The organism is Aquimarina rhabdastrellae, from assembly GCA_947387485.1.
In the GTDB taxonomy this organism is placed as follows: Bacteria; Bacteroidota; Bacteroidia; order Flavobacteriales; family Flavobacteriaceae; genus Aquimarina.
The window spans coordinates 716,657-730,585 of record CANDNT010000001.1 but is presented as its reverse complement, the minus strand read 5'-3'; the positions used below and the strand labels follow the sequence as shown (position 1 = coordinate 730,585).

General features: G+C 29.9%; 16 protein-coding genes. 1 reads left to right on the top strand and 15 read right to left on the bottom strand.

Annotated elements, in window-relative coordinates; all coding sequences use genetic code 11:
• Nucleotides 1-47: 47 nt before the first annotated feature.
• The 15 genes from ACYEKI_RS03135 to ACYEKI_RS03065 all read right to left on the bottom strand — a co-directional run bounded on the left by ACYEKI_RS03135 (nt 48) and on the right by ACYEKI_RS03065 (nt 11,910).
• Complete coding sequence (locus ACYEKI_RS03135) at nt 48-782, bottom strand: YqjF family protein (protein WP_459209702.1); 735 nt, start codon at nt 780-782, stop codon at nt 48-50.
• A gap of 298 nt (nt 783-1,080) precedes the next feature.
• The gene (locus ACYEKI_RS03130) at nt 1,081-1,653 is read right to left on the bottom strand and encodes an RDD family protein (protein WP_459209701.1); all 573 of its coding nucleotides are present in this window, start codon (nt 1,651-1,653) and stop codon (nt 1,081-1,083) included.
• Nucleotides 1,654-1,735: 82 nt separating this feature from the next.
• Nucleotides 1,736-2,287, bottom strand: coding sequence for a DUF1572 family protein (locus tag ACYEKI_RS03125; RefSeq protein ID WP_459209700.1), 552 nt, complete (start codon nt 2,285-2,287; stop codon nt 1,736-1,738).
• Nucleotides 2,288-2,358: 71 nt separating this feature from the next.
• The gene (locus ACYEKI_RS03120) at nt 2,359-2,817 is read right to left on the bottom strand and encodes a hypothetical protein (RefSeq protein WP_459209699.1); all 459 of its coding nucleotides are present in this window, start codon (nt 2,815-2,817) and stop codon (nt 2,359-2,361) included.
• 73 nt (nt 2,818-2,890) lie between these two features.
• On the bottom strand, nt 2,891-3,706 hold the full coding sequence (locus ACYEKI_RS03115) for an alpha/beta hydrolase (RefSeq protein WP_459209698.1): 816 nt from the start codon (nt 3,704-3,706) through the stop codon (nt 2,891-2,893).
• Between the two features lie 86 nt (nt 3,707-3,792).
• Nucleotides 3,793-4,257 carry a hypothetical protein gene (locus ACYEKI_RS03110; RefSeq protein ID WP_459209697.1) on the bottom strand — a complete coding sequence of 155 codons (465 nt, stop codon included), beginning with the start codon at nt 4,255-4,257 and terminating at the stop codon, nt 3,793-3,795.
• 20 nt (nt 4,258-4,277) lie between these two features.
• Complete coding sequence (locus ACYEKI_RS03105) at nt 4,278-5,861, bottom strand: leucine-rich repeat domain-containing protein (protein WP_459209696.1); 1,584 nt, start codon at nt 5,859-5,861, stop codon at nt 4,278-4,280.
• 437 nt (nt 5,862-6,298) lie between these two features.
• Entirely contained in the window at nt 6,299-6,676 is a 378-nt protein-coding gene (locus ACYEKI_RS03100) for a cupin domain-containing protein (RefSeq protein WP_459209695.1), read from the bottom strand.
• Entirely contained in the window at nt 6,673-7,119 is a 447-nt protein-coding gene (locus ACYEKI_RS03095) for a GNAT family N-acetyltransferase (protein WP_459209694.1), read from the bottom strand. The genes ACYEKI_RS03100 and ACYEKI_RS03095 overlap by 4 nt, the downstream gene beginning before the upstream one ends.
• 55 nt (nt 7,120-7,174) lie before the next feature.
• The gene (locus tag ACYEKI_RS03090; RefSeq protein ID WP_459209693.1) at nt 7,175-7,657 is read right to left on the bottom strand and encodes a MarR family winged helix-turn-helix transcriptional regulator; all 483 of its coding nucleotides are present in this window, start codon (nt 7,655-7,657) and stop codon (nt 7,175-7,177) included.
• A gap of 251 nt (nt 7,658-7,908) precedes the next feature.
• Entirely contained in the window at nt 7,909-9,300 is a 1,392-nt protein-coding gene (gene lpdA / locus ACYEKI_RS03085) for a dihydrolipoyl dehydrogenase (RefSeq protein WP_459209692.1), read from the bottom strand.
• 192 nt (nt 9,301-9,492) lie between these two features.
• A complete protein-coding gene (locus ACYEKI_RS03080; protein WP_459209691.1) occupies nt 9,493-10,038 on the bottom strand; it encodes a collagen-like protein in 546 nt (181 codons plus the stop codon).
• Nucleotides 10,039-10,064: 26 nt separating this feature from the next.
• Nucleotides 10,065-10,457 (bottom strand): peptide-methionine (R)-S-oxide reductase MsrB, encoded by a 393-nt coding sequence (gene msrB, locus ACYEKI_RS03075; RefSeq protein ID WP_459209690.1) that lies wholly within the window; start codon nt 10,455-10,457, stop codon nt 10,065-10,067.
• An 8-nt stretch (nt 10,458-10,465) separates the two neighbouring features.
• The gene (gene msrB, locus ACYEKI_RS03070; RefSeq protein WP_459209689.1) at nt 10,466-10,945 is read right to left on the bottom strand and encodes a peptide-methionine (R)-S-oxide reductase MsrB; all 480 of its coding nucleotides are present in this window, start codon (nt 10,943-10,945) and stop codon (nt 10,466-10,468) included.
• A 95-nt stretch (nt 10,946-11,040) separates the two neighbouring features.
• Complete coding sequence (locus ACYEKI_RS03065; RefSeq protein ID WP_459209688.1) at nt 11,041-11,910, bottom strand: alpha/beta hydrolase; 870 nt, start codon at nt 11,908-11,910, stop codon at nt 11,041-11,043.
• Nucleotides 11,911-12,044: 134 nt separating this feature from the next.
• Between ACYEKI_RS03065 and ACYEKI_RS03060 the strand changes: the two genes are divergently transcribed.
• Complete coding sequence (locus tag ACYEKI_RS03060; RefSeq protein WP_459209687.1) at nt 12,045-13,574, top strand: DEAD/DEAH box helicase; 1,530 nt, start codon at nt 12,045-12,047, stop codon at nt 13,572-13,574.
• Nucleotides 13,575-13,929: the final 355 nt, after the last annotated feature.

Below are 13,929 nucleotides of genomic sequence, written 5' to 3'. Positions count from 1 at the left end.
TAACGGTTTTAAATAGAAAACGATTAGAAATTAGCACAAGTCTCACATTACGTATTAGTATTGTTGAGATTCGTTCTTATGGTTTTTTTATTCTCGACTGTAATTTCTGAACCTTCGGCAAGCATTACTGAATGTGGTTCTAATTTGGTTAAAAAATCGAATTTTGCACCATAAAGTTTACCAAAATCTACGTTGATCTCATAGTTTCTTACGTTATAAATATTCCATCTTGGGTGTGTAACTTCGTATTCATTAGATTTTATAGAATTCACTTTTGCATAACCCCAATAATGTTCTGTTATGAATTCTGTTTCGCTATTAAGAGGCATTTCATAGCTTTCTCTACTCGCTAAGATCTTGAAAGAATGTTCTATTTGTGATTTTCCCCAAGAATATTTGACTTCTCTATTCTTTTCGCTTTCACTCCAATTATGAGACATTGGCATAGTTTCATAATTTTCATTGTAAACTGTATTTGCTACAAAAGTCAATGCCCGTTTTGGAACAATTTCTTTGATGAAAACAACTCCACGTTTCCATTCATTATTTTCGAATCTTTTTACATAAAATCGCAAATTTACTTCTTCAAAATCAATATGGTAAGGTATTTTAATACCCAAAAGTTTAGTGTTTTTGAACATAAAGCCAACTAAACTGACAAAACATGTACCATTCCATAAATCTATTTCTGTTCCTGGGGGAACAAATTCGGTTAAAATATTCTTGTCAATCAAATAGTTGGCTATTGCAAGTTTTCTCCATTCAGCTTTTAGGAAACTCATTTGTTATTCAGTTTTTATAATTTTACGATGACGTTTAATATGTTGTATTGTAAATGTAGAAGTTTAAAGAATTAATAGTTAAGTACGAACTCTACTTATATTGATTGTTACTAATATATCAATTTATAATGATCATGTAATATGAATTGTGGAGCATAGTAAACATTTAGATCTTTGGGATAAAATTTGTTCTAACACTAGGTGTTTTTATTTTATAAAAACTAATGCTATAACAATTCCGAATGAATTTTATGATAGTCGAATTTTCGATGATTTTTATAGTAATAGCAAATGATATTTAAATCATAGTAGGCATTAAAAGATATAATAGATAAAAATAAATCATACCTATAATGATAATCCAAGCAAAATTTAACTTCAGTTTTGTATGCTTTAGATCAGTCCAAATTGTAGTTATTGTTTCTTTTTCAGCAATCACAACTTTAGTATTCGCTATATAATCACCAATACGTCTTTCAGGATTTATTAATCCCATAACAACTTCAATAGGCCAAGCAATACAAATTGTCAAATTGCGGATAAAACATTGTACTTCAGTTGCAGGTTTTTTGCTTTTTAAATGTATTACTTGATATCCTAAAAGCCTTTTTGCAGGGCTTTTGGCTTTGTAGAAATCTTTATTTAAATAGATAAAAAGAATTAAGAAAAATATGATGTTATAAGTATGATCATTAATTATAATGCTACTTTTTGGTATGAAAATCATTAATATAATCGAAGGTAATACTGTAATCATTGTTAGTATTATATGATCCAGCAACATACTTAAAACTCTATGAATTCTAGGATGTGTTCTTGTGAGTTTAATAACTTCGTTATATAGAATTCCTTTGTGTTGGGTTTCTTCCATTGTAATTGTTCGTTAATGATTTAGATGATGAGAAATAGTCGTTTGATGAATAATTATGAAAAAATCAAATTTATAAAATTTTTTAAAGATCGTCTGTAAAGTGTTCTTTGCGTTTTGGTTTAGCAAACTTTTCCTTGTTGTAGGTTTTAGAAGCACCTTTGGCTATAGATAAAGAATTCCAATTGTTATTAGCAACCATTTTACCTATAAAAACGATTTGTCCGATATGATAGGGGTAATGTGTTAATTGTCTATTGATGGCTTCAAGTACAGTATGCCCCATGTTTCTAATATAAATTTCCTTTGTTAAATCAGTATCAGTTAAGGGCGTAATGGCATTAAATAAACAGTCCCAACCTTCATTCCATTTGAATAATAATTCTTTTCTGGAGGCGATGTCATTATCAAATTCGGCATCTCTTTTTCTCCATTCTTTTTCCCCGTCTGTAGTCAAGAAATCAGACCATCTAGACATCATATTACCATGTAAGTGCTTTACGATTGTAGCAATAGAATTGCTTTCTTCAGTGCATTTCCAAAATAGCTTTTCCTCAGGAATTTGCTCAAATGTTTTTTCACCAAGATCTTTATAATATCGAAACTGTTTAATAGCACTAGAAAGAAAGTTACTCATGATTGATAGCTAAGGTTTTAATTGGAATCAAGTAAGTTTAAGTTAATGAATTTTGATTAAAAAATTAAAAGCTATGAGTTATAACTAATAGTATTTTGTCTATTTTCTTGTTCAATTAATTTTAAGTGTTTAATCTGCTCAAATAAATTATTCCAAGGTTCTGCAGTTATCTTTAATATTAGAGATTTTTTTTCAATAGTATTTTTATAATGAATTCTTAAGTCGTTATAACTACTAACTTTTATGATATCCTTTGAGTTTAAAACTAACTCTTTTTTTCCTTTAAAAATAGAATAACTAATAATTATTAAGTCTTGTCCTGATCTATTTATTTCAAGAAGAATCTGATGTTCTATAATTCCCCAATACCCAAAAAGCAATATGTAAACTATCCAGTCAATCTTATTATAGGAACTTAAAATAGTTGTGTTGTTATTCAAGAAATAAAAGATTACAACTAATAAAATCAGGGTTAAAAGCACTTTTTTTAATAATGATATCCAAAGATTTTTTATTAAGTGATCGTTCATTTTATATAATGTTTAGTAAATGACATTAGAATAATCAAGTAACTGTTTCGATATATTTATTTAATAGTATTCTCTACTTAGAATTTGTTTTAAGGATACCTTTATAAAAACTGTCTAAAAACAAAGAATTATGAGTATCGTTTGGATATAATTCTTTTGTTAATAGGATAGCATTATTCTGCTCTAATTCTTTAATAAATTCCTCTATTTTATTTTTATGAAATGCTGGTTTAGGTTGATAGGTTAGATGTATTTTTGTTTTCTTTTTATAATGGGCTTTTTTGAATCTTTCTATAACTTCTCCATTACTAAACCATATAGAAGGATCGTATATATGAATAACTTCAAAAGGATGATCTAAGGATAAAATATAACCACCAAAATATCCTCCATATGAGTGTCCAATCAAAGTTTCGTGATCGTTTGTAGCATAATTTTTATTGACATTTGGAATTAGTTCTTTAGTTAAATAATTATAAAAGTTTAATCCTTTTCCCGAATTGGATTCATTATACCAAGTAGCGTCAACGGGATCGCCATCATACTCAATTCTAGATTGACTAAACGTAAGATCTTGCCCTCTTTTATGTTCCCAATCAATATGCGGAATTCCGACGATAATAGAATTCTGTATTTTTTTGTTTGCACCTAAATCAAAGGCTATGTTTTTAATTAAATCAAATCGCCATTCGGCATCAAAAACATAGATAACAGGATAGTTTAATGAATCATTGTATTTAAGCGGTAAACTAACCCAATATTCTCTATCCTCATCTAAAGCTGTAGAATGAATGGTATGTTTGAAGGTTTTATTAATACATATAGTGTCTTGTGCTACAACATTGATATTTAGCAGAACAAGAAATAGGATTAATAGTGTGTTTTTCATGTTAATTTGATTGTATTGAGTGTTTAAAATATGATATAGCTAATAAAATTGAAGTGATATTTTTCAGCAAAGTGATATTAGCTTTTTTAATATTCGGATAGGATTTTAAAATCGCTTAAATCAGTTTTAACTTTTTTGAATACCGAAATAGTATTCTTTTTATATTCTTTAAGCTTTAAAGTATCATTTTTTAATGATACTACTTTGTAAAATGGTTTGTTAAACTTATAAATTGTATTATTAATGATTTTTGATTTGAATTTAGTTCCATATTCAAAACGGTATTCATAAAGAAATTTTTCTTCTATGATGAAATGCCACTTAGTTATTCTGGGATCTTCTTTTTCCTTTTTTTCTAAAATATTTTGAATACTATCAAACTCTTTTTTTTCTTGTTCGTTTCCGTGAATTATAAGTTCTCCGATATTAATTTTATGAGTATTAATAGTTTCAATTAACTCCCAAGTTCCAATAATATTAGTGTGTTTAACTTCCTGAGAAAAAGAAAAGAAACTACATAAAGTTAGTAAGTAAAATAAGTTGTTATTCATTCAATATGCTTTATATATAGTTATTTTTTACGCCAAAATTCCCACCATTTTTTATCACTTGTATCTGAAGCTTTGAGGTTAGAAGAAGAGGTGTCTATTTGTGTATCTTCCTGTTGTCTTTCTAAATCATCTATTACACAAGCAATAGCACTTTCAAGATCGGTTTCAATTTTTTGAGGTATGAACTGTTGTATATGATTTAAATCTTCTAAATCAATAGGATTAACAGCTATTTGAAGCTGTTGTAAGTTTGACATTTGGTCAAATAGTGATTTAGGTAATGTAGTGAGTTGATTAAATCTTAAATCGAGTTCTTCAAGCGATTTAAGTTGAGTTATAGCTTGAGGAATATTAGTTAATTGATTGTTTGAAAGATTTAAATTTTTCAAACTACTGATATTTAAGATGACATCAGGAAAACTTGTAAATGAATTATAGTTTAAAGTGAGTATTTCAAGATTATTTAATTCTGAAAATGATTCAGGTAAATCGGATAGCTTATTAGAGCTTAAATCTAAGCATTGTAGGTTAGTTAATTGTACGATCTCTTCTGGAATAGATTGTAGTTTATTATCATTTAAACTTAGAGATTCTAAACTCTTTAAGAACATGATCTCTTTTGGAATACTATTTATTTTATTACTAGAAACAGACAAGTGTTTTAAACCTGTTAGTTTCATTAATTGTAAGGGGATAGCTTCTAGAGTAGTATGAGAAAATGTTAAGGATTTAAGATTTTCTAGTAGGTAAATAGCATCGGGAACAAATTTAATTTCATTACCCCAGAATAAAAGTTCTTCGATTTCATTTATGAGGATTATTTTTTCTTTTATAGTAATGTCTACAGGAGAGTTTCTATACCCATAAATCATTTTGTGCTTGACTAACCAATTGAAAACTTCTTCGTACGCGGTAGCATTTTTTACTTGAATAGATTTACCCAAATTAACTAAACGCTCCTTTCGTTTTTCCAAAGATTCCATACAATGAAGCTTTAAAAAAGCATTGGTAAGCAAGTATTGATTATCAGTTCTCCAGTCTTTATTAAAATATTGACCAGTATCCCAATCACCAACATTTAAAAGTTCCAATTTATGAAAGATAAAACCAAAACCATGTTCCGTATCCCAAGTGCATCCACCAGTAAAACCAATATAAGAAATACCATCTTCTTCTGCATCTACAATGTTAATGGTATTAATTCCAAAATAATTGATAATATCATACAGATTATCTACAATAGGAAAACCATCCTTATCTGTATATATACGTGTCTCTCCATTTAAATCCACATTTTCATAGCTTGTCTCTCTGTAAGGCCCATAAAGCTCTAAAAAATACTCTTCATATTGTTTTAGGTATGTAATTAAGTTTTCTAATATTTTATTTGAATGTGTTATAAAGAAGTCATGAGCCGCAAGTTGAGCTTTATTGGGTGCTGTATCCTCATCTGTATATGAAAAATTAACTTGAATTAAGTCTTTTGAACTGGTATATTGAGAATAAGACTCAAAACGAGGAAATAACTTTTTAAAAGTTGTATAATATCCTAGTTCGTCAGATTCAGTAAGTTCTAATTTAGGTGGCATTTTGTCGTTTTTCATGTTAATTTGATTGCGCTGAGTGTTTAATACATAAAGATAGGAGTAAGGCTAACAATCCATAAAAATCTAATACTTTTGATTTTAAATATAATGTGTATCATGAATGATAAATATAGCTCAATTTAATGAAGGTTACAAAGAATCTAAGCCTCGAAAATATGATGATAAATAAGTAGTAATATGCTTCTAAGAAAGCAATATGTTAAATTAAACTAGATTATATAATTTAGGTTCAAAAATAGGAATTAGATATTAAAAAGGCTTAATAGAAATTACCTATATAATAAAATGTTAAGAAGAAGAGTATTTCTATTATAGTATAATTAGATAAAGGTAAATTTTAATATGGAGAACCACCTGCAATAGCATACTTATGGCAAGTGGTATAATAACTTCAATACAATTTTAAAAGCATTGAATTGTTTGATTGTAAATTGTTATTTTTCATCTCCTATTGGATCAATTTCAGCAGTTTCTACCATTAACATTACTGTTTTTACAGGTGCGATAGGTTTATGCATAACTCCTTTTCCAATTGTTGTACCTTCGTTTGGATTAAGCTCAATTGTTTTATCTTTTAGTTCAATGAATAATTTACCACTTAAAACAAAAAAGAATTCATCATCATTATCGTGTTTATGCCAATGATATTCTCCCTCAACTATTCCAATTCGTACAACACTATCATTAACTTTTGTAAGTGTTTGATTGAACCATTTGTCTGTACATTCTTCAACAATTTTTGGTACATCAATTAATTCATGATGATTGTATAAAACATTCATCTGTTGATTGTAATCATATTTATTACTCATTTTATTTTTTTTTGATAAATTAATATTTGTTTTAATTCAGGTTTTATATGTTTAAAGTTTAATGAAGAATTGCCAACGTTTTTCATTCCCATTTTTTCATAAAAGTGTATGGCCTTGGTTTCAGATGCCATAACTTCTAAACTTAATTTTTTGAAGTTTGATTTAAATGTATTTTCAATCCAATTAAAAAGTATTTTACCAATGCCCTTACCTTGATATTTTGAGTGTAAATAAATCCTTTGTAAGTGAATTATTTGTGTTTTTATATTTTTTTTAATCTTCAAAATTCCAATAATTACCGATTGATAATGAATGAAGTAATACAATGAATCTGATTCATTTAATTCATATGTGAGGTTTTCTAATGAATAGATTTTTGATAAATAAGACGTTCCATTGTCACTCCATAGATAATTATATACTAGAGGATAAATTTCATTCATTAATGAATATAGTTTATCATGATCATTTATATGGATTAATTTTAAGGCGATATCATTATTTACGTTTATCATACAATTCTTTAACCCTAATTATTGTTGATTTTTCGGCAAGAGCATTTTCTATTTTGCTAAGTTCTTTTAAAAACGTTTTACTGACATATTGGTTATGAACATCTGCAATATCATTCCATATTTTTTTTAGTTTAGGTAGTTCTCTAATGGCTTTTTCAGATAGCGAGTATAATTGCTTTCTATTATCGATAGTTGACTTATGAGCAATTAAAAAATTTGATGATACCATTTTTTTTGTAATCTTGATGATTGCTGTATGTGAGAATGATAATTGTTCTGCAATTTCTGTTGCAGTTAATTCTTTCTCCTTTTCTAAGATTAGTAAAATAAGATGCCAATTGGGTTCAATTTCTAGATTCAAATTTTTATAAACCACTTTCCCCATTTTGTTAAGGCTATCACTAAGCCTTCTAACTCTTGCTGTATAACCTATAAGTTCTAAACCTTTTATAAAATCTTTTTCCATATATGATTGAGATTTTCTTTTGAACACACCTGATATTAATCTTTTTTAGGTAAAAACTATTAAATCAAACATGTAGCGCTTAATATAAATTTCGTTTTTGTGAAACTGGTTTCGCAAATATATAAAAAAAATATGAAACTAGTTTCGTTTTTTTAATGTTGTTAAAAGTAATGAATTACAAAATAATTATAAAAACAAAGGGCAATCAACTAGTTGATTGCCCTTTGTTTTTATATAGAAAAATAAATTTCTTAGATGTGAATTACTTCGTCATAAGCATCTGCAACGGCTTCCATTACCGCTTCACTCATAGTAGGGTGAGGGTGGATAGCTTTTAATACTTCATGACCAGTAGTTTCTAGTTTACGTCCTAAAACAGCTTCAGCAATCATATCTGTAACACCAGCACCGATCATATGGCATCCTAACCACTCTCCATACTTAGCATCGAAGATTACTTTAACAAAACCGTCTTTAGTTCCAGCAGCACTAGCTTTACCAGAAGCAGAGAATGGGAATTTACCCACTTTTAACTCATAACCAGCTTCTTTAGCTTGTTTTTCTGTCATACCTACACTAGCAATTTCTGGATAAGCATAAGTACACCCAGGAATATTACCGTAGTCGATAGCCTCAACATGCATTCCAGCAATTTTCTCTACGCATGTAATACCTTCTGCAGAAGCTACGTGAGCAAGAGCAGGACCAGGTACAACATCACCAATAGCATAAATACCAGGAATGTTAGTTTGATACCAATCGTTAACTAAGATTTTATCTCTATCTGTAGCAACACCTAAATCTTCTAGACCGATGTTCTCAATATTTGTTTTGATACCTACAGCAGAAAGAACGATATCTGCTTCAAGAATTTCTTCTCCTTTTTTAGTCTTAACAACCGCTTTAACACCTTCACCACTTGTATCAACACTTTCTACAGAAGAATTTGTCATTACTTTGATTCCAGCTTTCTTAAAGTTACGTGCAAATTGCTTAGATACTTCTTCGTCTTCTAGAGGTACTAAGTTTGGTAAGTATTCTACGATAGTTACCTCTGTACCCATTGCATTATAGAAGTGAGCAAACTCAACTCCAATAGCACCAGAACCTACAACAATCATTTTCTTAGGTTGAGATTCAAGTGTCATTGCTTGACGATATCCAATTACTTTTTTACCATCTTGAGGTAAGTTAGGTAATTCGCGAGATCTAGCACCTGTAGCAACGATGATATGCTTTCCTTCATAATCTGTAACTGTACCATCTGCAGCAGTTACAGCAACTTTACTACCAGGTTTAAGTTTTCCAAACCCTTCAATAACGTCTATTTTATTTTTCTTCATCAGGAATTGAATACCTTTACTCATTCCTTCAGCAACACCACGGCTACGTTTTATAACAGCACCGAAGTCTTTATCAAAATTATCTACAGTCAATCCGTAATCTGAAGCGTGTTTTAAGTAATCAAATACTTGAGCACTTTTTAATAACGCTTTAGTAGGGATACATCCCCAATTCAAACATACACCACCTAAATTTTCCTTTTCAATAATAGCAGTTTTGAAGCCTAATTGAGAAGCGCGAATAGCAGTTACATAACCACCAGGACCACTTCCTAATACTATAATGTCGTATGCGTTCATATGATATGTCATTTTTTTAACGCAACGAATTTACGGATAATTAATCTAATGAAAAAAGCTTTTGCATATTCTGTTAAAACTATAACGTTTAAGGAGTTCTAGATGTTATAAAAACAAAAAACGTAATCTCTAGAGATTACGTTAATTTTTTAAAAACCTAATGGTTTATATGTGTTTATACTGAATATATCCTTAATCTAATAACGGAATTTGAGTCGAATCAATATTTAGCGTAGCTAATACTTCATTAAGATTACTCACATCATTATTTTGAGCAAAATCAGCCGGAACAATAACGATTCTGAAATCTTGATTTTGTGTAAAAGAAGCATCAAGAGCACCTGGATCATCACTTTCGATAAAAATATCTAAATCAAAGATGCTACGACTTTCGTCGAAAAGGAAATTAAACTGAAATTGAGCATATCCTCCTCCGTTAAAGAAAAACGTTCTAGGTAAAGGCTCCCACACATCTGCACCATTTGTAGAAGATGCCGCAGGATCTCTTAAATAAACTAAGGCAACATCTGAATCAAAAACCTCAATAGTATTAGGAACTACTACATTAATTGCATAATTATTGGCAGCATTAAAGTCGGCAGTAATTTCAAAAGCTTTTGCAAGTATTGTTTCTCCATCTTGTCCGTCAAGTCCATCTCGACCAGGAGGTCCTTCTGGGCCTTCACAAGCAGTAAATGCAATAAGAACTAAGCTCAATAAAGTGATTAATTTTTTCATAGATGTTGTATTTATTATATTAAACTTTAAGATTCAAAATCTATACTCAAGGAGTTTACGCAATAGCGTTGTCCAGTTGCTGTAGGGCCGTCATTAAATACATGACCAAGATGTCCACCACAATGATTACAAAGAATCTCTGTGCGAATCATTCCGTGTGAAGTATCTCTTATATATTCTACAGTACCTTCGATAGCTTCATCAAAACTTGGCCATCCACAACCAGAATCGAATTTACTTGAGCTTTCAAATAATGGAGTATTACATCCTTTACAGGTATAGGTTCCTTTTTGGAAATGAATATTATATTTTCCTGTAAAAGGACGTTCGGTACCTTTTTGACGTAAAACTCTATATTCTTCTTCAGAAAGTTGTTCTTTCCAATCAGATTCAGATTTTTGATAAGGATATTTACTCATAATTTAGATTATTTTTTTGGCACAAATATTAGTGCATCACCATTTATACAATGTCTTTTTCCTGTAGTATTTCTAGGTCCATCACTAAAAACATGACCTAAATGTCCTCCACAAGTACCACATAACAATTCTGATCTAGCATATCCTATCTTATAATCAACATCTTTATCAATGCTACCTTCTACAGCGCGATCAAAGCTAGGCCATCCTGTACCACTATCAAATTTGTGTTCACTTTTATACAATGGTGTATTGCAACCTGCACAATGATAAACTCCTTCTTTATAATTTTTGTTTAGCGGACTACTAAATGGGCGTTCTGTTCCTGCTTTTCTCAAAATATAATACTGTTCACTTGTTAAAACCTCTTTCCATTGGGCATCAGTTTTTGTGACTTTGTATTCTTTTTTTGTTTCAGTTTTTTCTTGCGCTTTAGTAGTACAGCTTAATGTCAATACAGCTAAAAAAAGTAGAATAAGATTTTTCATAATAGCGATCTTTTTTGCTTTTTTGTTAATATAAAATGAATGAATTTTTAATCCACATTTTAATAGTCGTATGACTGTCTAAGGTATAACAAGAATTATTCCAAAATGTAATCGGCAATTTTTTGAATCACTTTTGAATCTCCTAATATTTTACGATGTCCTAAGTTATTTGTTAAGAATAATTCACTTTGAGAAAGCTGTTCATCAATGGCATAAGCATCTTCTACACTCACATCTACATCATCGTGATCGTGGATAACTAATGTAGGAATATGAACTTGCTTAGCAGAGATAGCTCCAGAGTAATTATCGATATCTTCACCAAACTTTGTATCAAAATAGCGTTTCATTAAGGTAGCTACTTTTGAAGAAAGCTGTAGGTTTTTAATAAAATTTTTGGTGATATCACTAACACTGTTGGCTGTACCTATAATGATAAGTTTTTTAATGGCTAGATTATTTTTGGTAGCTCTTAATAAAGACATACCGCCCAAAGAATGGCCAATGGCGGCTTCAAAAGGCCCATGTGTTTGTTCTAAATGGTGTACAGTTTCTATAAAAAACGGCATCATACTTATTTTTCCTGGTGATTTTCCATGAGCTGGAGCATCAAAGCTAACAGTACTATAGCCGAGTTCAAGTAATTTGTCGGCTATCTTAGATAATTGAGTACCGCTTCCAGACCAACCATGAACTAATAATATCTTTTTTGAAGAAGTACCATAAGTATAGACAACAACGTCACGGTTAATTTTTGAAACTTTAACAGTTTCTTTTTGACTTTTAGCCTCCATTTCGCGTTCTCTTTCTGGAGTTTTATACCTAAAAGGGGTTAAAAACAATCGAGCAGCAAAGCGAGATGCCAAAAAAGGAGAAAAAAAGTTGAGTGTTTTTCCAGTATATAAAATGGGTTTAGGTAACAGTAATTGCTGAACCGGTATTTTATCTTTTTCTATGTCAGTCATTTATTTGGTCGTCAAAATTGGTTGAAGTAAAAATACTCCAAAAAGGCGTTTAAAATAAGAAAAATATATAGAAATAAACATTTCATTTAACCTTTAAAAGTGCTTATTTTTGCAAGCTATATTAATAATGAGTTATGAGGCAAAAGCCCTTTGGATTAAAAGAGAAAAAAGTAGATAGAAAACTCTACGATTATCAGCAAGAAGATATTAACAAGATTTTTGCAAGATTAGAGGAGCACCCAGGAAATTATAATTTATTATACCAGCTTCCTACAGGAGGGGGTAAGACAGTTATATTTTCTGAGATAGTTCGTCGTTATATCGAAACAAAGCAAAAGAAAGTTGTTATTTTAACTCACCGTATAGAATTATGCGGTCAAACATCTCGCATGCTAGACGATTTTGGTGTGACGAATATGGTTATTAATAGTAACGTAAAAGAACTACATGACCAATACAATTATATGTGCTTTGTGGCCATGGTAGAAACCTTAAATAACCGTTTGAACGATGAGAAGTTAGAACTTGATGACATAGGAATGGTTATTATTGATGAGGCGCATTATAACTCATTTAGAAAACTATTCAAGTTTTTTGAGAAATGTTTTATCCTAGGAGTGACTGCAACTCCATTGAGTTCGAACATGAAACTTCCTATGAAAGATAATTATAGAGAATTGATCGTAGGAGATACGATTTCTTCTTTAATTGGCAGAGGTTTCTTGGCAAACGGAACTACATATAGTTATGATGTAGGGTTAGGAGCTTTAAAAATAGGGATGAATGGAGATTATACCGTTAAATCTTCAGAAGAACTCTATAGCAATACTTTGATGCAGGATAAGCTTTTATATGCATATGAAGAACGATCTAAAGGAAAAAAGACACTGATCTTTAATAATGGTATTAATACTTCTCTTGAGGTTTATGAAACTTTTAAGAGAGCTGGTTATGATATACGTCATTTAGATAATACCAATAATAAAAAAGATCGTCAAGAAATTTTACATTGGTTTAAGCATACTCCAGATGCTATTTTAAGTTCTGTAGGAATCTTGACTACTGGATTTGATGAACCATCTGTAGAAACAGTAATACTTAACAGAGCAACAAAATCGATTACATTATACTTCCAGATGATAGGTCGTGGATCTCGTATTTTACCACATAAATCTCTTTTTAATATTATAGATTTGGGTAATAACGCAGCTCGTTTTGGGTTATGGAATGAAGATGTGGATTGGCAAACGATTTTTAGATCACCAGATTTTTATTATGAAAACTTGATTAGTGATGAAGAAATCGAGCGTAACTTTAAATATGTAATGCCACCAGAAATTCGTCAAGAATTTGCCAACTCAGCAATTGTAGAATTTGATGTAGAAGAAGAATATTCTAAAACAAGAATAAATTGTACTCGATCTAAGATTGTTTTGGAAAAATCGATTGAACAGCATGCACAAATGTGTTTTGAGAATAGTGAAGATGTTTTTGATGGTAGATTGTTGATTAAGCTATTAAGTGCTGATATTGCTTCTAGAGTAAAACGTTATTCTTATTGCATTAGTAAAAACACAAAAAACTATAGAGATTGGCTAGAAGAAGATTATAAAAGGCAGTTACGACAGGCTATTAATCAAAAATTTAGCGAACAAGCAAACTAGAATTGTAACAAAAAACCAAGTGAACCGTCTAATAGGTATAAACAACAATTTAGAGCTTGAGTTTTTAATAAAATTGTAGTTATAACTTTACAATAAAAAGGGCGCTTATCTTGATACTCTTGGGATAAGTGCCTTTTTGTATATGTCTTTCTTTTCTAAGCAAAAAGCGTAATAGACTATAAATTTCTTCATAAGTAATAGATTTAACCATTATACTTCATAAATCACATTATAAAAATCTATTAAAATAAAAAATCTACGGTGCTATTTAAATGTAAACTTTGATAATGCTAGTACATTAACTATAAAACTATATTGTTAAATTTTAGTTAAATATTTTTTTGTTTTTTATGGT